18 protein-coding genes are annotated in these 18,472 nt (G+C 46.7%); 4 read left to right on the forward strand and 14 right to left on the reverse strand.

Translation table 11 applies throughout. From position 1 onward, the window contains the following. Window positions 1-44: 44 nt before the first annotated feature. The 4 genes from infB to HRU80_16450 all read right to left on the reverse strand — a co-directional run bounded on the left by infB (window position 45) and on the right by HRU80_16450 (window position 6,186). Window positions 45-2,987 (reverse strand): translation initiation factor IF-2, encoded by a 2,943-nt coding sequence (gene infB, locus HRU80_16435; GenBank protein ID QOJ30373.1) that lies wholly within the window; start codon window positions 2,985-2,987, stop codon window positions 45-47. Between the two features lie 12 nt (window positions 2,988-2,999). Next, on the reverse strand, window positions 3,000-4,250 hold the full coding sequence (gene nusA / locus HRU80_16440; protein QOJ30374.1) for a transcription termination factor NusA: 1,251 nt from the start codon (window positions 4,248-4,250) through the stop codon (window positions 3,000-3,002). A gap of 16 nt (window positions 4,251-4,266) precedes the next feature. Continuing rightward, entirely contained in the window at window positions 4,267-4,728 is a 462-nt protein-coding gene (locus HRU80_16445) for a hypothetical protein (protein QOJ30375.1), read from the reverse strand. A 414-nt stretch (window positions 4,729-5,142) separates the two neighbouring features. After that, a complete protein-coding gene (locus HRU80_16450; GenBank protein QOJ30376.1) occupies window positions 5,143-6,186 on the reverse strand; it encodes an SUMF1/EgtB/PvdO family nonheme iron enzyme in 1,044 nt (347 codons plus the stop codon). A 305-nt stretch (window positions 6,187-6,491) separates the two neighbouring features. On the opposite strand from HRU80_16450, the gene HRU80_16455 reads away from it, so the two are divergent. The 4 genes from HRU80_16455 (at window position 6,492) to HRU80_16470 (ending at window position 9,766) form a co-directional block, all read left to right on the forward strand. Further along, window positions 6,492-7,082: a hypothetical protein gene (locus HRU80_16455; protein QOJ30377.1), complete on the forward strand. Its 591-nt coding sequence runs from the start codon at window positions 6,492-6,494 to the stop codon at window positions 7,080-7,082. Continuing rightward, window positions 7,079-8,143 (forward strand): DUF935 family protein, encoded by a 1,065-nt coding sequence (locus HRU80_16460; GenBank protein QOJ30378.1) that lies wholly within the window; start codon window positions 7,079-7,081, stop codon window positions 8,141-8,143. Before HRU80_16455 ends, HRU80_16460 begins: the two co-directional genes overlap by 4 nt. After that, complete coding sequence (locus HRU80_16465; GenBank protein QOJ30379.1) at window positions 8,136-8,375, forward strand: hypothetical protein; 240 nt, start codon at window positions 8,136-8,138, stop codon at window positions 8,373-8,375. Before HRU80_16460 ends, HRU80_16465 begins: the two co-directional genes overlap by 8 nt. Window positions 8,376-8,545: 170 nt before the next feature. Beyond that, on the forward strand, window positions 8,546-9,766 hold the full coding sequence (locus HRU80_16470; GenBank protein ID QOJ30380.1) for a hypothetical protein: 1,221 nt from the start codon (window positions 8,546-8,548) through the stop codon (window positions 9,764-9,766). A gap of 174 nt (window positions 9,767-9,940) precedes the next feature. On the opposite strand, the gene arr is transcribed toward HRU80_16470, so the two are convergent. From arr to HRU80_16520, 10 genes are all read right to left on the reverse strand, one after another. Then, the gene (arr, locus tag HRU80_16475) at window positions 9,941-10,369 is read right to left on the reverse strand and encodes an NAD(+)--rifampin ADP-ribosyltransferase (GenBank protein ID QOJ30381.1); all 429 of its coding nucleotides are present in this window, start codon (window positions 10,367-10,369) and stop codon (window positions 9,941-9,943) included. 15 nt (window positions 10,370-10,384) lie between these two features. Continuing rightward, window positions 10,385-10,897, reverse strand: a complete 513-nt coding sequence (locus HRU80_16480) for a DUF1990 family protein (GenBank protein QOJ30592.1) — start codon at window positions 10,895-10,897, stop codon at window positions 10,385-10,387. A 156-nt stretch (window positions 10,898-11,053) separates the two neighbouring features. Further along, window positions 11,054-11,521, reverse strand: coding sequence for an SRPBCC domain-containing protein (locus HRU80_16485; GenBank protein ID QOJ30382.1), 468 nt, complete (start codon window positions 11,519-11,521; stop codon window positions 11,054-11,056). A 155-nt stretch (window positions 11,522-11,676) separates the two neighbouring features. Then, a complete protein-coding gene (locus tag HRU80_16490; GenBank protein ID QOJ30593.1) occupies window positions 11,677-12,180 on the reverse strand; it encodes a DUF1990 family protein in 504 nt (167 codons plus the stop codon). 247 nt (window positions 12,181-12,427) lie between these two features. Continuing rightward, window positions 12,428-13,372 carry a hypothetical protein gene (locus tag HRU80_16495; GenBank protein ID QOJ30383.1) on the reverse strand — a complete coding sequence of 315 codons (945 nt, stop codon included), beginning with the start codon at window positions 13,370-13,372 and terminating at the stop codon, window positions 12,428-12,430. A gap of 13 nt (window positions 13,373-13,385) precedes the next feature. Further along, window positions 13,386-15,188: a cobalamin B12-binding domain-containing protein gene (locus HRU80_16500; protein QOJ30384.1), complete on the reverse strand. Its 1,803-nt coding sequence runs from the start codon at window positions 15,186-15,188 to the stop codon at window positions 13,386-13,388. Further along, window positions 15,185-15,406 carry a hypothetical protein gene (locus HRU80_16505; protein ID QOJ30594.1) on the reverse strand — a complete coding sequence of 74 codons (222 nt, stop codon included), beginning with the start codon at window positions 15,404-15,406 and terminating at the stop codon, window positions 15,185-15,187. The genes HRU80_16500 and HRU80_16505 overlap by 4 nt, the downstream gene beginning before the upstream one ends. An 86-nt stretch (window positions 15,407-15,492) precedes the next feature. Beyond that, complete coding sequence (locus tag HRU80_16510; GenBank protein ID QOJ30385.1) at window positions 15,493-16,959, reverse strand: hypothetical protein; 1,467 nt, start codon at window positions 16,957-16,959, stop codon at window positions 15,493-15,495. 127 nt (window positions 16,960-17,086) lie between these two features. Continuing rightward, a complete protein-coding gene (locus HRU80_16515) occupies window positions 17,087-17,533 on the reverse strand; it encodes a hypothetical protein (GenBank protein QOJ30386.1) in 447 nt (148 codons plus the stop codon). 10 nt (window positions 17,534-17,543) lie between these two features. After that, window positions 17,544-18,470 (reverse strand): diaminopimelate dehydrogenase, encoded by a 927-nt coding sequence (locus HRU80_16520; protein ID QOJ30387.1) that lies wholly within the window; start codon window positions 18,468-18,470, stop codon window positions 17,544-17,546. Window positions 18,471-18,472 lie beyond the last annotated feature (2 nt).

Here is an 18,472-nt window from a genome sequence, read left to right on the forward strand (position 1 = left end):
CGCGGCAAAGAAGTCAGGGCAATTAAGCCCCCAACAAAAACTTCTTAGTCCAGTTTCTTCTTTGTCTCTATCAGTTTATAGGCTTCAATGATATCGCCTATTTTGATATCATTATAATTAGCGATACCCATACCGCACTCAAAGCCGGCATCAACTTCCTTAACGTCATCCTTAAACCGCTTAAGCGAGGTAAGTTCTCCGTTAAAGATTACGATGCCATCGCGAATGAGGCGTACCTTGTTGCTGCGCTGTATCTTTCCTTCAAGAACGTAACAGCCGGCAACGGTTCCCACTTTAGGCACTTTAAAGGTTTCGCGTACCTCAACAGAGGCAGTGATTTCTTCACTGACAATCGGGGCAAGCATTCCTTCAAGTGCTGAACGGATTTCGTTAATCGCATCGTAAATTACGTTATATATCTTTATTTCAACCCCTTCTGCCTCCGCGCTCTTGCGTGCATTCAGATTCGGACGCACGTTAAAGCCGATGATAATCGCGTTAGATGCTGCCGCAAGAATTACGTCACCTTCAGAGATTGCTCCCACTCCGCGGTGGATAACACGTACCACCACTTCTTCGGTTGAGATCTTCATCAGTGAGTCAGCCACTGCTTCAACTGAGCCGTCCACGTCACCTTTAACGATGATCGGAAGCTCTTTAACGCCGCCAATGCTTATCTGACGTGAAATTTCATCAAGCGTTATGTGACGAACCTGACGGTTATCCTGCTCGCGCTTGAGCTGCTGGCGTTTTATAGCCACTTCACGTGCCGCGCGTTCTGATTCAACCACGATAAACTGATCACCTGCCTGAGGGGATGACTCAAGACCAAGCACCAGAACCGGAGTTGAAGGACCTGCTTTAAGCACTTTGTTTCCCCGTTCGTCAAACATGGCACGAACACGGCCGTTATATATACCGGCAACAAACGGATCTCCGATACTGAGCGTTCCCTTCTGAACCAGCACCGTTGCAGTCACGCCGCGGCCTTTGTCCAGTTTGGATTCCACTACAACGCCGCGTGCCATACGATCAGGGTTTGCCTTCAGATCAAGCACTTCGGCTTCAAGCAGAATTTTTTCGAGCAGAAGATCAACGTTCACGCCGGTCTTTGCTGAAAGTTCAACACTCTGATACTTGCCGCCCCATTCTTCAACAAGAACATTACGTTCAGCAAGCTGCTGCTTAATTCTTTCGAGATTCACGCCCGGTTTGTCAATCTTATTTATTGCAACTACAATGGGCACATTAGCCGCTTTTGCGTGGTTGATAGCTTCAACCGTCTGAGGCATAACTGCATCATCCGCCGCGACAACCAGCACCACAATATCCGTCACCTGAGCACCTCTTGCGCGCATTGCGGTAAAAGCTTCGTGACCAGGAGTATCAAGGAAGGTGATGGTTTTGCCGCCGCCTACTTCTACTTTGTATGCACCGATATGCTGCGTAATACCTCCTGCTTCACCGGCAACCACATTGGCGCGGCGTATATAATCAAGCAACGAGGTTTTGCCATGGTCAACGTGACCCATGATGGTGACAATAGGACTGCGGAACAGAAGTGTTTCCTCTTCATCAACCGTATCTTCCAGCTCGGTAGCTGAATACTCTTTTTCGAAATCAACCTGGAATCCGAATTCATCAGCTACCAGAGTAATGGTCTCCATTTCAAGGCGCTGATTAATGGATACCATAAGACCGAGCCCCATACATTTTGCTATTACATCACCAACCTGCACTCCCATCAGATTGGCAAGTTCGCTTACTGCAATAAACTCAGTAACGGTAATTCTGTTGCCCTCGGCCAGTTTAATCTCTTCACGGCGTTCCTCTTCTTCAATGCGCTCTTTTTTCTTTTTCTTGCGCATTTGTGCACGGTTTCCGAGTGCCGAGTCATCCATGTTAAGAAGGGTTTTACGGATATTATCCTTTACTTCCTTCTCATCAATTTCGGTTTTCTTTGCCTTGTGGCGTTTCTTTGAAGGATGTTCTTCTTTTTCTTTTTCCTTGGCTGCCGATACCGGAGCTTCCTCGTAAGGCTTGCTCTTTACTTTAATCTTCTTTTTCTTCGGTTTGCCGTCTGCATCAGTACCCTGGGCAGGAGCAATGCTTACAGTTGATTTAACACCAACACCTTTATCCTGCCTTGGTGCAGGTTTTGGAGGAGTCAGATCAATCGTGCCTTTTACAACCAGACCTCGCGCGGCTCCCTGTCTGCGGGTGCGTTCAAGCGGATCTTCAATGGTCTTTGTTTTAGGTTTCCCCTCTGCTTCCGGTTTTGCCGTTTCAGCAGGTTTAGCAGCTTCGGCAGGTTTAACCGGTTGAGGTTTAACTTCTTCTGCCTTAGGATGTTTAGAAGTTTCTTTGTCTTTGGGTTTTTTATCCGATTTTGCCTTGGCTTTTTCTTCTTCCCGCTGCTCCCGGGTTTTTGGTGCAGTGGTAATTTTCTTATCCGCTGAAGCATCAGCAAAGATTTCAGTCTGAACAACAGGCGCTTCATCAGCGGGCTGTGGTTCTTGCACTGCAGAGGTTTCCGCTGCTTTAGGAGTTTCTTCCGCCATTACCTCCGGCTGAGGTTCCGGTTCTTTTGCAACCTCCTGCTCAAGCCGGGCAGCTTCTTCTGCCTCTTTTGCTTCCTGAGCCAGCCGTGCTTCTTCAGCTTCTTTGGCTAATCTTGCCTCTTCAGCTAAACGTGCCTCCTCGGCTTTTCTTGCCTCTTCAGCTTTTTTGGCTTCTTCAACGGCCGGATCAATATTACCGCGCTGCTCATCAAGCTTCCGCATCTTTTCCCGGTGCTCTTCAAGCTTTTTACGGTCTTTCATATACTGAGCGTAAGCCGTTTCTATCATCTCATCCGTAACGGGCGAGTTGATAGTTTTCACTTCAAATCCCTTATCCTTCAGGAACTTGAGCATCGCATCAGAGGGCTGATTGCACTCTTTTGAGAGGTCGGAAACTCTTTTTTTCTTTTCTTTTACTTCAGACATAGATAGTCTTGCTTATCCTTCACTTTCGGTTAGTTGTTCGGTAAGGATTCTGAAAAGCTCATCAATAGAGTCAGGATCAATACCTTCAATCTGTGCAATTTTTTCCTTGCCGGCGCGGAGAACGTCAAGCGCTGTGTCATATCTGTTTTCGATAAGCAGATTGACCAGCTCCTCGCCGAGTTCTTCACGAAGTTCCGGAAGCTCGATATCCTCATCAAGTTCCAGGATGGATTTTTTCTCTCTGATCAGTTCTATATCATAACCGGTCAGGCGGGATGCAAGATTGATGTTTACAGCACGGAGACCCACAATGGTTCCCGCCTGTTTTTCTTCAGCATATATAATTGCTTTTTTGTTGGCTGTGTCAAGTTCGATATTCTTTATCTTGCCGGGGTTAAGAGCGCGGATAATAAGAGTCTTTATATCATCAGACCAGTTGAATACGTCTATATTTTCGCCGTTCAGTTCTTTAACGATTGAAGTGATGCGCACACCCTTCATGCCGATACAGGCCCCGACTGCATCAACACGTTTATCAGTGCTTTCAACAGCCACTTTGGCGCGCATACCCGGCTGGCGGGCAATTGCTTTAATTTCAATAACGCCGTCAAAGATTTCCGGAATTTCAATTTCAAACAGCCTTCTCAGGAATTCATTATCCGCACGGCTGATAATAACCTGCGGATTCCCTTTATCGCGTCTGATTTCTTTGATTACCGCGCGGAGTATTCTTCCCTTTATATATTTTTCACCCGGAATCTGTTCATTCTTCGGGAGTACCAGTTCATTTTTGTTATGGTTGACCAGTATATCATGCTTGCGGTTCTGATAGATTTCACCGATAACAATATCGCCGATTTTCTTTTTATAGTCGGCAAATATCACTTCCTTTTCAATGTCGCGGATCTTCTGGTTCAGTGTATTTTTTGCCAGAAGAACCAGGCGTCTTCCGAATGAACTGAGAGGAAGGATTTCTATATAATCATCACCCAGGTCAAGTTCATCTTCATTACCGCGTGAGTTTACTTCATCAAGACTGATTTCCAGGTCAGGATTTCCGACCGTTTCAACAATTACGCGTGAAAGCTGGCACTCAATATCACCGCGGTCCATATTAACGATTACTTCAAAGCGGGCTTCTTCTCCGAAACGTTTCTGAAGAATGGTCTTGAATACCTCTTCAACAACGCCGATAAGATAGTCACGGTCAATGCCCTTTTCTTTGGCAATCATTGAGAAGGACTCAATTATTTCAGAATTCATGCTTATAACTCCTTTATCACTTAAAACTTATTTTAACAACTGCTTTGCGGATCCGGCTGAACTCTAATACCAGTTCGCTCTTATCCTTCAGTTCAAAAACCAGGGTGTCTTCTCCGGCGGATTTGAGCTTAGCAGTTACGGAAACGGTTTCATCACCGCTGCCGGAGTAATCAATCTGAAATGTCCGGCCGGCATGTTTTTTAAATTGTCTTATATCTGTCAGCGGGTTATCAGCCCCGGGGGAAGAAACATCAAGCCGGTAAGAAAAACCGGGATCAAGTTTTTGTTCAAATTCCTCTGAGATAGCGGTACTGATGCGGGCGCAATCTTCAATCGTAAGTGAGGTTTCTGCATCAGCATAGACCTCAATAATCCTGGAGCTTTTGCTTCCGCGGAACTTAACATCAATGAAGATGAATCCGGCGGAGAGCACTGCCTGCCGGCAGATAGTATGTATGGTAGCTTCTAAATCTGTCATAAAACAAAAAACGCCCTTTTTAGGGCGAACTGAGAGTCCAAAATTACAATTATTCCGTGAAAATAGCAAATAATTTAAATTATTGCCTGATGGCGGGGATAATGTGCAATTTACAATCTACAACCCGCGGGGAGCCAAGTATTCTGCGTTAATCTGCGTAATCTGCGGGGGACTCTTTGTGGCTTAACGCAGGTTTCAGGGAACTTGGGGACTCTGACGACAATGAGGACACTGGGGTTTAATCCTCTATGAAACTTTGCGCCTCACTTTGCTTTCCGCCACGGTGGATTACGTTAAAATCTTCTTTGTATCTTAGCGCGGGACTTTGGAACAATGGGCTGATACCAGATAAATATTCACAATTCACAATTCACAATTCACAATTCACAATTCACAATTCACAATTCACAATTTTCAATTGATTTTCACCACTCTGAACCCGACATCATGAGAATAGTAGTCCGGATTCATGTTCTGACGGTTAAAGACCCGGCAGTTTGCGGCACTGCTGCGGTATGAGCCGCCCCGGAGGATTTTATATACACCGCTGACCGGCCCGCGCGGATTGGTAACCTCTGCCGAATCCAGACATTCCTGATAATATGATGCCGAGTAGGAATCCTGCACCCATTCCCAAACATTGCCGCTCATATCAGCTATGCCAAGCCGGTTTGAAAACTTCCCCTGCACCGGATAGGTTTTTCCGCCGCTGTTATCAAGATACCATGCATAATTCATTAGCTGTGCTGTTTCATTGGTTCCGCTGTAGCGGGTTGAATCTCCTCCGCTCCGGGCGGCATACTCCCACTCCGCTTCCGTTGGCAGCCGCACCACAATACCCTGATGAAAGGAAATCCATTTGCAGAACGCGTCAGCATCAAGCCAGGTTATGTTCACCACAGGTCTTGCGCCGCGGATGCCGTTATCACGAGGCAGAGGCCTTCCTGTCTGCTGGCAGAATTCATCATATTGTATATACGTGATTTCAAATGTACTTATGGAAAACGGGCTGAGCCGCACCGGATGGACGGGAAGTTCGTCTGCATCCCCCTCCTGATATATATCCCCCATGGCAAAGACACCGCCGGGGAGTTCGGACCAGCTGAAGGTGATTCCTGAGGTCACTTTATTCATGATAATATCATTTTGCGTTACCTTGCCTCTTCGTATATAAAAGGTGCGGGATTCCACATGATATCCAGGCAGTGAAGCAGTCACCGTATAGGTGCCCTGCCCCAGGTCGTAGAATGCATAAGATCCGCTTTTATCCGTGGTGACGGGATTGCGCCACGGATCTATGGTGATAGTAACCCCCTGAAGTGTTTCACCCGAAGTGTTCATAACCACCCCCTTAATGGTTGCGTAATCCGATACGGGAAGAAACATACCGGGATCACACGCCTGAAACAGGTAAGATGAAAAAAGAAGGACGATCAGCAAACCGGCAGAATATCGCACAAAACCTCCGCACCTTCTGAAAAGTATTGTTAATGTAACTTCAAAATTACCCTTCCCGCTTTTCAGAATCAATCACCTATTTAATGGATAAGGGACAATGGATAATGGATAATTGATAAGGGAGAATTTTTGTTGGATTGTGTTTTCACAATTCACAATTCACAATTCACATTTCACATTTCATACTTCATACTTCATAATTCATAATTCATAATTCTTAATTAATGCCGATCCGGCTTGACTTGGCTAAGTTAATTACTTAGGTTGTGCCCCAGAATACAAATATTTTACTTAGGAACATTGATATGAAAATTTCAGCAAAACTTTCCTCCGCCTCCTCCATTTTTCAGCTTGCTCTGAACAATAATGCCCGCTCACCGCTTCATCCTGAGACCGCATCCTGGAAAGGAAGGCTGGCATCTGAAGGATATTATATCAGCAAAACCCGCCTCAAAGCAGCTGACCGGCTTATCAAATCCCTCTACAAGGAAGATCTCCGGGATGCCTTCCTCCACTTTTCTCTGTTTGATGACAGTTCAATAACCGGGTGCAGCGTGCCTCTCTTTTTTAATCAGAACGGCAGTCAGGAACCGTTTGAAGGGCATCTGAACCTGATTATTGGCAGCTCTCCGGAGAACGAACCCGCGGAGATTTTTACTCTGCTTCCTCTCACCTCCCCCTTTCTGCTGATTAACACGGGAAAAGGGTTCTTTCTTCACTGTTCTGATACCGGAGCCGTTCCCGGACTTTATATAGCAACAGCGCTTGATGAGGATATCCCCGGCAGAATCCGGCTTTCAGGTATCTCTTTCGGGAGGAAACTTACCATGCATGAAGAGAAAACTTTCCGCACGGCACTCAGCCGTTTCTTCAGCAGCAAGGGAGGCCGGAAATGAATCTCCCCCTCTTAACAAAAGAAATCGCCCTAAGGCAGTCGGCGGATTATTATCAGCGCTTTATGGCGGCTCTGCCCGACCCTGATCCGGTTCTGCAGAAAACCGGGAAAGGAATTGAGGCATACCGCGAACTGACTACCGATGCGCATCTCTACTCGGTTATCCAGCAGAGAAAAGCCGGGGTGCTGTCGCTGCCGCGGGAGGTAACCGGAGAGTCATATATACAGCCCGTTATCGAATCGCTCCTTGAACGGCTTGATTCCGATACTCTTATATCCCAGATACTAAACGCGCCTCTGTTCGGCTATACCGTGCTTGAGATAACCTGGGAGCCGGTATATATAAACGGCAGAAAGTGGATACTGCCGGCGCGGGCTGAGGAAAAACCGCAGGAATGGTTCCGCTTTGATCAGATGAACCGGCTCCGGTACCGCTCACTCAGCAGTCCGGAAGGCATTCCCCTGCCTGATAAAAAATTCCTGCTGGTGCAGAATGACGCCACATATATAAACCCCTACGGCGAAAAAGTGCTTTCAAGATGTTACTGGCCGGTTCTCTTTAAGAAAAACGGGCTGGAGATCTGGGTCAGCTTCACCCAGCGCTACGGACTCCCGTTTGTCATCGGCAAGCAGCCGGCATCATCAACCCCCGAAGCTTCCGCGGAACTGATGCAGACTCTTGAGGAAATGATTACCACCTCCGCGGCGGTTATTCCTGATAACACTTCGGTAGAAATTATCAGTTTCCCGAGCGGGGCATCAATAGATGCATACCGCTACTTTCTGGAATTCATGAATAGTGAAATTTCCAAAGCAGTACTCACACAGACTCTCACAACCGAACTTCAGCAGCGCGGTTCCTACGCAGCCGCGCGTACCCACAGTGATCAGCTTGCAAAGCTTCATCTTGCTGACGCGCGTCTCGCTGAAAAAACCATAAACCGGATGCTCAGATGGATAGCGGAGATAAATTCCCCCGCTGCTGATGCCGCATCAATCCCCCGCTTCCGGTTTGATATATCCTCACTCATCCCTGAAACCAACAAGGAAAACCATGACTGAAATTCTTTCCCCCGAACTGATTAAGCTGGTGGTTAACGGCGGCGTGACGGCTGTTATCTTTATCATCTGGTATATATCCTTCACCCGGATCACCCGGCAGAATCAGGAAGCGATGGATCACCTCATCCGGCTCCTGCATGAGGATATTAAGTACAAGGAAATCCTGACCGGCCTGCTCAACAGGGTTGAACTGAAGCTGGATTTTCTTAATAAGCAGTATCCTCCCCACTGACAGGAGGCCTTATAGCTGAAACTGACAATCCTTCCAGGGACTATCTTATCGGACTTGCCGCTCCTCAGCTTCTCCCCTACCAGCTCCGCTGGCTTACTGATCAGGCCCGGATTAAAATCTGGGAAAAATCAAGACGCATCGGGGCTACGTATGTACAGTCACTTGAAGATGTGATAGACTGCCTCTCCGGACTTACCCCCGCGGTATGGTTCACCTCAACGGATGAATCAGCCGCGCGGGAGTATATATACTACTGTTCTGAATGGCTGCGTTCTCTGCATGAACTTCACCCGGGCGCCCTGCCTCCTCTCCCTTCCTCCCCGAAAGGAAAAACCAGATCCCGTGAGATTAACTTCAGCAATAACACGCGCATACATGCTCTCTCAAGCAATCCCTCCGCCTTCCGCTCCAAAGGAGGAAAGGTAACCATTGACGAATTTGCCCATCATAAAAACGATGCCCTGCTCTGGAAGGCAGCCGTTCCCTGCATCACTTGGGGTGCGCCCCTCAGGATTCTTTCCACCCACAACAGTAAAAACTCCCTCTTCTATAAGTTTGTCGAAGATACCGCTAAAGGAAAACTCCCCTGGCAGCTTCACCGGACTGATATATATACCGCGGTATCGGAGGGCATTGTGGATACCATCCTGGGGCGCGCTGCTTCGGCGGATGAACGGGAGAAATGGGTTGCTGAACTCAGGAGCTACTGCACCACGGATGAGGTATGGCAGGAGGAATATTGCTGCGTTCCGTCGGATGAGAAAACCGCTTTCATCCATTTTGCACTGATGGAGCCCTGTTATGGCCCGCCGGCAGAACTGAGTCCGCTTGACTCCCTTTATGCAGGCATTGATCTGGCACGATCGGGTGATCTAACCGTTATCTGGCGCCTGGTAAGCCGGAATAATATATTATATACAGTTGACCTGACCTGCATGAGGAATGAACTCTACAGCCGTCAGCTGGAAATCATTCTTCCGCTTCTGAGAGTTCCCGCGCTGAGGAGAGTCTGCGTTGATGCTGCCGGCCTTGGGGGAATGATGTCTGAACTGATCGAAAAAGAATTCGGCAGGGCCCGCGTTGAGAAAGTCACACCTTCTTCAAAAACAAATGAAGAACTTGCTTATGCAGTCCGCAGGCGTTTTGAGGACCGTACCATCATCATACCTTCCTCACCTGAAATCGCGGAGGATATTCACTCGGTAAAGAAGATTACCACCAGTGCAAAGAATATCCGCTACGATGCAAAAAGAAATGAAAGCGGACATGCAGACCGATTCTGGGCACTTGCGCTGGCAATCCATGCGGCAGAAAATGCTCCGCAGACAGGAGGTAAAATCCTGACCTCAGGCCGTACCATCAGGGGAAAACTGCTTGAAGGATTTAAATGAAATTCGTGGAATTCGTAAGATTCATTGCAACAGTTTCCAGCAAAGCGATGCACTTGATAAAAGGATATAAACGATGCGCCGGATAAAATCGAAAAGCTATTCAAAACTCTATGCCAGTTCGCTTTTACACTTTTTCCCCGGCGTAAGGGATTTTTATACCGGCAACATTACTCATTAATCTTCTATTGCTTCTATCCCCTGTTCTTTCAGCCGTTCAAGGTGATCTTTCATGGTTTTAAGCTGTTCAGGCGAGTGTCCCTGCCACTCTTTAACTTCACTAACCACTCTGAAAGGATGCATTGAGCGGTATGACTTTGTCGGGTTACCGGGGAATTTTTTATCCGTCAGGTTAGGATCGTCTTCAATGGGGCCCGTCGGCTCAACAATATATATTCTTCCCGGCCCTTCACCCTGTGCCAGTTCCGCACCCCAGATTGCCGCGTCAAGCGTGGCTGTCAGATAAATGTATTTTGCTTTTCGTCTGCTCCCGTAATTTGAATTGAAACCCGGTTCGATCATGTCTCCGGGTTGTAAGTCTGCCTTGGTGCCGTGATAAAAAATTTGCGCATAACGCTCATCTGACGAATCAATTGTTTTACTCATTTGCCTCTTATTCGTTTAGTTTGATGTGGTTAATATTTTTTCTGCCTGACGCTTTACATATTTCAGCGCTTCATTAGTGCAGTACGTCTGATACGGAACCGAAAACACCGGAGCAAGCAGCTGTGTTATCAGAATTCCGGGTTTTGAGAGGGTGTGAATTCTGAATACTGTTTTACCCTGAATCTCCTCAAGTGTAAACGTTGAAATACCTTTTTCAACATGTCCTTCCAGTGTTTCATAACTAAAACCTTTTTTATCCGGCTGATCAATGATTTCCTTAATTCTCACGCCAAATATGATTTTCTGTGAAAAGTTTCTCAGAGGAGGAAGGTATATCTGCTGTGCGATGGTATCACCGGCTCTCATTGTCCTTTTCTCGGCTTCCCACTCTGTTTTAAAAATCATTATAGCTGGCGGAAAGATTTGATAATTAAAAAGAAATTCGCCTTGCAGCGGGCCGGGGATAGCCTTTGAATTAATCTCAATTTCAGAAATTTTTTCCGTCAGACGGCTTACCTCATAGTTCATAACCTTCTTAGTCTTGAGATACTCAAGATGCTGATTAAGAGAGTGCTTCTGATCTTTAAGAAAAATCTTCATACCCTGGGTGCAGAATACACTAATGCTTTTGTATGATTGTATATCATGAGAGGAGTTTTTTAGCTTCCCGTGGATATCTGTTCATTATTCATTCCCTTTCATCTTTAGTAACTCTTCCTCAAGCCGGTCAAAAACTTCATCATTTTTACCGACCGTGTAACGCTTTATTTTTTCACACTCCTCTGCTGTTTCAAAAATCTGCCTGAAAACAACTCGTGTCTCATGTTCTGAAACTTTTTCAAACGCGGCTGACACATGAAAAAGAGGATTCGTGTGCCTTCTCCACTCAATCAAATATGGTTTTTGAATATGGATAAACTCACACTCGTTCACATAATTCCCTTTCTCCGGACCATGCATCACGAAACGCCACCTGCCTCCAACCCGGAAATCGAACTCATGAAACGTATTTGTAAATCCTCTTGGACCCCACCATATCCGCAGGTGTTCCGGTTCCGCCCAGGCCCTGAATACCAGCGCCTGCCCTGCTTTAATCACACGGATGGTTACAATTTCCTTTTCGGAAAATGATGTGATGTTTTGATTAGTCACTATAAGCCGCTTTTTCTTTACGCAAAGTTATCGAAACGACATATCATTTCAAAGATTGCGCGATTCCTGCAACCACAGTCCGTATGGTTTATACAAGATGGCGCGGAAGGAGGCACAATAATACTGCCTCAAAATCAAAACATCACCGCATATATCTATCTCTGTTTTTTTTCGAGCTGCCGTTTTACATATTTTAACGCTCTTTTAGTACAATAGGCCTGATAGGGTCCTGAAAAAACAGGATTAAGCAATTTGATAAAAAAATTGCCCGGTTTAGAGCAGGTCTGAATTTTAAATATCAGTTTCTCATCAACCTGCTCAAGTGTAAAAGTTGAGATGCCGTTTTCAACGTGTCCTTCAAGTGTTTCATAACTGAACCCTTTTTTGTCCGGCTGGTCAATGATTTTATTGATTCTCACTCCAAATACCACTTTTTGTGAGAAACCGGCAACAGGCGGAATATAAACCTGCTGTGCAATGGTGTCCCCAATCATCATCTCACGGTTTTCCTCAGCCCATTGGGCTTTATGTTTCATAATACTTCCGGGAAATATTTTAAAATTGAAGATAAAATTAAGATCGTCCTGACTGGGTTTTACCGGCGGGTTAATATCAATTGTGGAAATTTTTACTTTGAGCGGTACGTTATAATAGTTCATAGCCTCACTTGCCTTGAAAAATTCAAGGTGCTGTTTAAGGTGTTGTTTTTGATCTGACAGATATATTTTCATAGCCGTTCACATGTTTAATCTTTCTGCTGCAATCACTGCATCAATTTGACAATTTTTATTCTTTTGAATAGTGGATTTAGATTGAATTTAGTTTTGCGGCTCCCGCGGCAATTATTTCTCCTTATTGTTTAGCTACAAATTGTGTTTAGCTTTTATTCTGTGAAAAAGATTCCCCTCAACTCTCCCCCGCAACATCCCTTACTTCAACTGATAATGTTGCTTTCATCCTGTTCAGAAGTTCAGAACGGTCAAGCCAGCCGCCTGAGTACCGGTAATCCTTTTCAACCGGATAAAACGGATTCACGGTGACCATTCTCAGCTCCGGACGGTGCATATAAGAAACTCTTACCCCGCTCTGCTCCGCTGCACTCAGAAAAATCTCTGCTCCTTCAAGTCCGCAGGCAATCAGAATCTGCAGCGGGGAATCAAAAACCAGATCATCTGTCTCTTTCATCTGCATCAGGTGATACAGCGCCTTATCGGAGAAAAACGATGAGATATACAATGAGCGTTCATTCGGGGGAATTCCACAGGCATCTTCGGAACTGTAGAGTGATTTCACTTCGTAAAGCTTATCCGGGCGTAAGCTGTTCAGCGAAAAACGAAACAGCTGTTCTGCATATTTCATTTCGGAGGCAAGCTGAACTATATCCCTGCTCCGTGCACCGCCTGTTGCAAAGATAATTTCATCCATCAGGTACATAGGTGACATCCGGTTGAGAGAGCCGTCAACCAGAAGGGTTTCCGTTCCCGTATGTTCTATATAGTTCATCACAATTTTAAGATCGGCCGCACGGTTTGGGCCGGCTATCACCACCAGACCTGGTCTTGTAATTCTCGCGACAATAATTTCTCCTAAGGCAGTTATAATACCCGTCCCCGTAATTATTTCACAACCCGCCTCAGAGGCCGCAAGACATTTTTCGGACGTGGCTACTATTGCTCCCGGCTCAAACCGCAGCCGCGGCTTTGGAAGACCGGTTATATTATCCCGCTCTTCACCGTCATACCCGATACCTGTTACTGCAACTCTTTCACTCCCCTGCCGCTTCATCAGCCAGTTAAGGGTTGTGGTTTTGCCCGTATTTTTGGCAGTACCGATTATGCCGGTGGATTTCATTATATATATGCGCTTACTCTGATGCTGTCACGGTACCGCTGCCAAATGTACCCGGATATGCTCCGTCTTCCTGACTTCCGAGGTAACCTTTACTGATGGCATCAGCCAGATGATCGGCAGAAGCGGCAAGGCGAAGAGTTTCCCTTATCTTCTCCGTCATCATTTCAGAATATATATCCGCCTGTTTTGTGGGCTGGTAAGAGGCATTACCCATAAAACGGAGCGATTCAGCAGCCGCACGGATTGAATCTATGCGGGAGGTAACACAGATCGGACCTCTTGAGTATGCTTCATCAGTTGAGGCAATGGTCACCGCATCAGCGCCGAGACCGGAGGCAAGTGCTGCGTGGGTTCCTGTGGCAGTGGCTGACTGTACCCGCTCTTCAGACTGGGTCATGAATGCAACCGGCTCTCCCGGCCAGACCGGTGCGCTGACCAGTTTCCTGAGTGTATATATCTTTGCTGCGTTATAATCAACAAAGTTCTGCTTCATCAGTCCGTTAATCACAATATGAGGGCCATAGCAGAACAGGGGTTTCAGAATTCCTTTTGCTCCGAGTTTCTTTCCCATCATCACATTTATCAGCAGACCTGCTAACGTTTTCCATGAGGGAACTCCGCTCAGTTCATCATTGCCGGGTATATCAAACGGCAGTCCGTAACCCGCGGCTGTTTTCATTGCTTCTATGCCGTCAATCAGAAGACGCACGGGATCGGTACCCGCACCGAGTGAACCATAGACCAGATTAATCTTTACCAGATCAGCGCCTGCCAGTCCGGCAAGTTCAACCGTTTCCGGGGTATTCAGCCCGCGGTGCGCTCTCACGCTCAGGAGTGTTCCCTTATCAAGGGAGTTTCTCATCAGTTCAATGTTCTTCAGCGATGTAATGGTGCCGTCATTTTCGTGCGTGAGGCATCCTTCAATCAGTCCTTCATATCGTGCTTCCCATGATGGATTGATAATCAGAAATCCGTCCACACCGTAGCGCTCACAGATTTTAGCGTGCGCTAAATCCATCACCGGACATCCGCTTCCCAGGAACTTAAAAAACAGCGGATGTTTATCATGATGCTGTATCTTAGCCGGATATACCGGTTTCCGTTCATTAGTAAATTTACCAAGCCAGTGCAGTTCCTCCCGCGAAACCGGACGTACTCCCTTTATATATCTGCCCCGGTTAGATTCCGCGATCTCTGTGTCGCATAACAAAAGATACTCTTTCCGGAACTGTTCTCCTGCCGCCCCTTCATTCCGTGCAATTTCCCTCCGGAGCCTTGCCCGCTTTATCCCCGGCGAGGTTTTCCCTTTTGCCCATGCAATGGATTTCTCCGCTATTATTTCAAGCAGCGTTTGTATCTCGCTGTCATGAAAGGTATAATCATAACCCGCAGTAATATCCTTTTTCACACGGTTCAGTCCGCCGCCGCCAGATATATATTCCCGCCCCTCAATATAAGCGATAACCTCCTCAACCGATGAGTGTTCGCCAAATCCCTTATCAAACCCGAGTTCGGCTGCCAGTTCAGGAGTAATCGGCTTTCCGCCGATGATGATTTTGGCGTAATCGCGGACTCCGGCAGAGTCCAGCATGTCAATAAATCTTGCAAGCAGTTCAGCCACGCCATAACCAAGCGTCCGGCTGACCATAATAAAATCATACTTTACCGATGCGGCTTCTTTAACAATCAGTTCGGGAGCAAGATCAGGACTGAGCAGTTTTGTGTTATGCCCCCTGCTGTCTAGTTCTGCTTTGATGATTTTTATGCCGACATCATGTACCGGATCAAACGGAACGCAGAGAATCTGCTTTTTCATGATTTTTCCTCCTCCAGCCAGCGGTAGCGGCTGCCCGGGCGGTATATATATTTGCGGAGCCGTACCCGAACACCAAAACCATCAAATTCCTCAAACATGATATCCACTTCACCCAGATTCATCTCCGTTCCCAGCTGCAGCGCGAGCTGCCTCCCCTCCTTCTGATCTGAACAGACGATATAGGTTTCGATGTCTATGGCATCCATCACTGCTTCCATGGCGCGTTTCATTGTTTTGCCTTTCATATATAAAGCAAAGGCATGCCCTGCTGTTTATGCAAGGCATGCCTTAAAGAGTTCACGGTTTATTCCCACATGCCGGAGTGATTGCAGATAATTTCAATCAGCATCACCAGTCCGCGTACTGCCATTCTTGTGCGGTCTTCAATGATCTGCCCTTTGCTGTCGGTCGTGCCGAGTCCGGGAGAAACAAAGATATTCGCGTCATAAGAGATGGTCGGGATTATGCCCATCTGCGTGCAGCCATCCTGCAGCAGATTTGAACCGGAATACATATCTTCAATTGAGAAGATGGGAATTCCCATTTTTCCGCCTTCCCAGCTCTTTTCATAATTGATTTCAACCGTGCCGCAATTTCTGCTCTTGGTAATAAGGAAATAAGGACGGATTCTTTCATCTATACGGCTGAATTCATCCGTTACGATATCATAAAGATCATCAATCGGTTTGGTAAGAACTTCAGGATTGTTTTTGATAACTCTCAGTGCTGCCAGCTGACCGGTAAGACCTTCTTTGCCCGGATCAAGTGTTACATAAGCAGCTTTGCCGTAGGAGGAAGCCGTACCGTAACGCGCGCCGTGATAGCCCATCGAGCGGCGTATCGGAACCATAACTTCTTCCTTACCGATAACCAGCGCGCTTGTGGCAGAACCGGTCGCCTTATCCATACTGAAAATCATAACATCAGCGCCGACATCCTTTATGCTTGTCCCGATAAAAGGAATGCCCCATGCGTTATCAATCACATAAGGAACGTTGAATTTTTTTGCTATATCAGCAATTCCCTTTGATAGTACCGGCGCGCCGTTTTTCTCTTTTTCACCATAACCGTAACCGATGGTGTCATATCCTATCGAAGCAAAACCGGTGAGCATGGTGGCATGAAGGTTTGCTGCCTCTTCAAGTTTCTTTAATGATTCTTTTGATTTTACATTTTTCAGCAGCGGAACCGGATGATAGTTAATGCCGTGCACAGGATATTCAGCTCCTTCAAGAGGAACAAACACGGTATCAAAATTATTCTGGCGCTTTCCGCTAAAGCCAAGCTCTCCTGCTGTTGAACCGCGTTCAGCCAATATATCCTTATACTTTGCCGGGAACGGACGTCCGTAGCCCCCCTGATGATGAATGTGGCGCTCAAGCGGAGCTATATATCTTGCGCGGTAGTTATCGCCTCTGCCGGTAAAAGGAGGGGTCATCAGTGTGTCAAAGGTAAGCCAGAGCCCGCCTTCGCAGGTGTTAACCGGCGCTGCATCGTAATCATCACCGTAAACTGATTTAACTTCCTCCCGGATCTGATCAACATAGACGTTAAGGGGCACCACTTTTTTTGATTCCTGCGCCATGAAATGTTCAATATCATCACGAAGAGGTGAGGGGCAGCCGGAGATGGCTCCGGTCAGTCCAAATGCACCTTTAAGCTCAGCTGGTATGCCTATGGTCTCTGCTGCTTTTTTAGCCTCAGCATATATCTGGGGGATTCTCTGCTGAAGCCGTTTATACATCTGAAATTTGAATTCTGGTTTTGCCATGATTGTTTGTCCGTTTCTGTGTTAGTGTTTTGTAATTTTTTCTGTTTTCCGCCTCAGTGCAGACTGCATGAAGAAATCCGGTTACAGAGCAGGCCGCGATTAAAGCCGGGGCTTGCTAAAATAAATTTTACATATTTCCGGGTAACCGGTTTTTAATGATTATATCATCGTTAATCTTTAAGCCGAGGTTTTTTCCTGAAATCCGTTTTTCCATTTTTACAATAGTGTTCTGATGATTGGGCATGTGTGTGTCATCGTAGCCTGCTATATATCCTATGGTTTGGCCGTTCCAGATGACCGCGTCGCCGGTGAGGAGAACCCCGCTGTTTTTCAGGACGAGAAATCCCAGATAACAGATACGCTGCACGCTTCCTCCGGGGACAGCGCTTTCCTCATCAGTTCCGATCAGTTCAATGATGCTGTGTTTCGGAAACGCGCGGGAAATCGGCTTAATCAGGTCAAGACCCCGGTCGTCAAGCATGCCGTCCAGCACCACGGCAACGGAGGTGTATATATCAACTTTATCGTGATAAAAGAAATGCCCCGCTTTGCCCTGTGAATACGGATCAGCCATTATTCTGCTCCTACACGATTTTCTTAATAAAATCTTCAAGTTCACCGAAGAGGAAATCAATAACGGGAACTTCTATCATGGTATAACATCCGGGACGCTGCTTTACCGCAGCGCGGGCTGCTGATACCATCACCTGTGAGGTGAGTGCGGGGTTGTCAATCCGCATTTCAAATTTCAGCATCTGATTATGAGTGCCGCCTGATACCCCTTTCCGTTCCATCAGCACGCCATGCCCCATATCAATGAGCTGATCCACATCAGGGACTTCATATACATACGTTTTATCCTTTACGAAATAAGGATCCGTTTTAATGCGTTCCTCCACGGTCTTGAAGTCATGCCCCTCTTGAAGTTCTATATATACCATGCGCCGGTGAATTCCCATGCCGGCCGGTACGGTAACCGAGAGTGCGTTTTTCACTCCCTCGATTGCTTTTACCGCGACAGTGTGTCCCATGGACATTCCGGGGCCGTAATTAGTATAAGTAACTCCGCGCGGAGCCATTGCAAGGAACCAGCCGCGTATGACGGAATCAATTCCCGGATCCCATCCGGCAGCTGTTATAGATACTTTTCCATACTGCTTTGCGACAGCATCAAGATCTTTTTTGAGCTGGGGAATTTCTGTATGTATATCAAAGCTGTCCACGGTGCAGATGCCCTGCGCAAGATATTCACTTACAATCTCTTTTACCTTGCGTGACGGAGCGCAGATGATGGCCACATCAATTTCTCCGGCATCTTTTATATTATTAAACAGGGGCACTTTTGGACTCAGGCAGTTGCAGCGTCCGGGGTTTAATTTTGAAACAATATTCTGCACCGGTGCGGTATCAATAATGCCGGCAAATTCCATATCCGGCTCACGGAGTATTGCTTCAAGAGCCATTGCACCTACGTTTCCGAATCCTGCGATAGCTGTGCGTATTTTGTTCATGA

The sequence above is a fragment of the Ignavibacteriales bacterium genome (assembly GCA_015709675.1).
Lineage (GTDB): Bacteria > Bacteroidota > Ignavibacteria > Ignavibacteriales > Ignavibacteriaceae > H2-BAC3.

Bases quoted from the DNA above. Each gene is read 5' to 3' on its own strand.
- HRU80_16445 (QOJ30375.1), bottom strand. From the start codon at position 4,728: ATGACAGATTTAGAAGCTACCATACATACTATCTGCCGGCAGGCAGTG.
- HRU80_16515 (QOJ30386.1), bottom strand. From the start codon at position 17,533: ATGGCTGATCCGTATTCACAGGGCAAAGCGGGGCATTTCTTTTATCAC.
- HRU80_16510 (QOJ30385.1), bottom strand. From the start codon at position 16,959: ATGGCAAAACCAGAATTCAAATTTCAGATGTATAAACGGCTTCAGCAG.
- infB (QOJ30373.1), bottom strand. From the start codon at position 2,987: ATGTCTGAAGTAAAAGAAAAGAAAAAAAGAGTTTCCGACCTCTCAAAA.
- HRU80_16495 (QOJ30383.1), bottom strand. From the start codon at position 13,372: ATGAAATCCACCGGCATAATCGGTACTGCCAAAAATACGGGCAAAACC.
- HRU80_16455 (QOJ30377.1), top strand. From the start codon at position 6,492: ATGAAAATTTCAGCAAAACTTTCCTCCGCCTCCTCCATTTTTCAGCTT.
- HRU80_16460 (QOJ30378.1), top strand. From the start codon at position 7,079: ATGAATCTCCCCCTCTTAACAAAAGAAATCGCCCTAAGGCAGTCGGCG.
- HRU80_16500 (QOJ30384.1), bottom strand. From the start codon at position 15,188: ATGAAAAAGCAGATTCTCTGCGTTCCGTTTGATCCGGTACATGATGTC.
- HRU80_16520 (QOJ30387.1), bottom strand. From the start codon at position 18,470: ATGAACAAAATACGCACAGCTATCGCAGGATTCGGAAACGTAGGTGCA.
- nusA (QOJ30374.1), bottom strand. From the start codon at position 4,250: ATGAATTCTGAAATAATTGAGTCCTTCTCAATGATTGCCAAAGAAAAG.
- arr (QOJ30381.1), bottom strand. From the start codon at position 10,369: ATGAGTAAAACAATTGATTCGTCAGATGAGCGTTATGCGCAAATTTTT.
- HRU80_16480 (QOJ30592.1), bottom strand. From the start codon at position 10,897: ATGAACTATGAGGTAAGCCGTCTGACGGAAAAAATTTCTGAAATTGAG.
- HRU80_16505 (QOJ30594.1), bottom strand. From the start codon at position 15,406: ATGGAAGCAGTGATGGATGCCATAGACATCGAAACCTATATCGTCTGT.
- HRU80_16490 (QOJ30593.1), bottom strand. From the start codon at position 12,180: ATGAACTATTATAACGTACCGCTCAAAGTAAAAATTTCCACAATTGAT.
- HRU80_16465 (QOJ30379.1), top strand. From the start codon at position 8,136: ATGACTGAAATTCTTTCCCCCGAACTGATTAAGCTGGTGGTTAACGGC.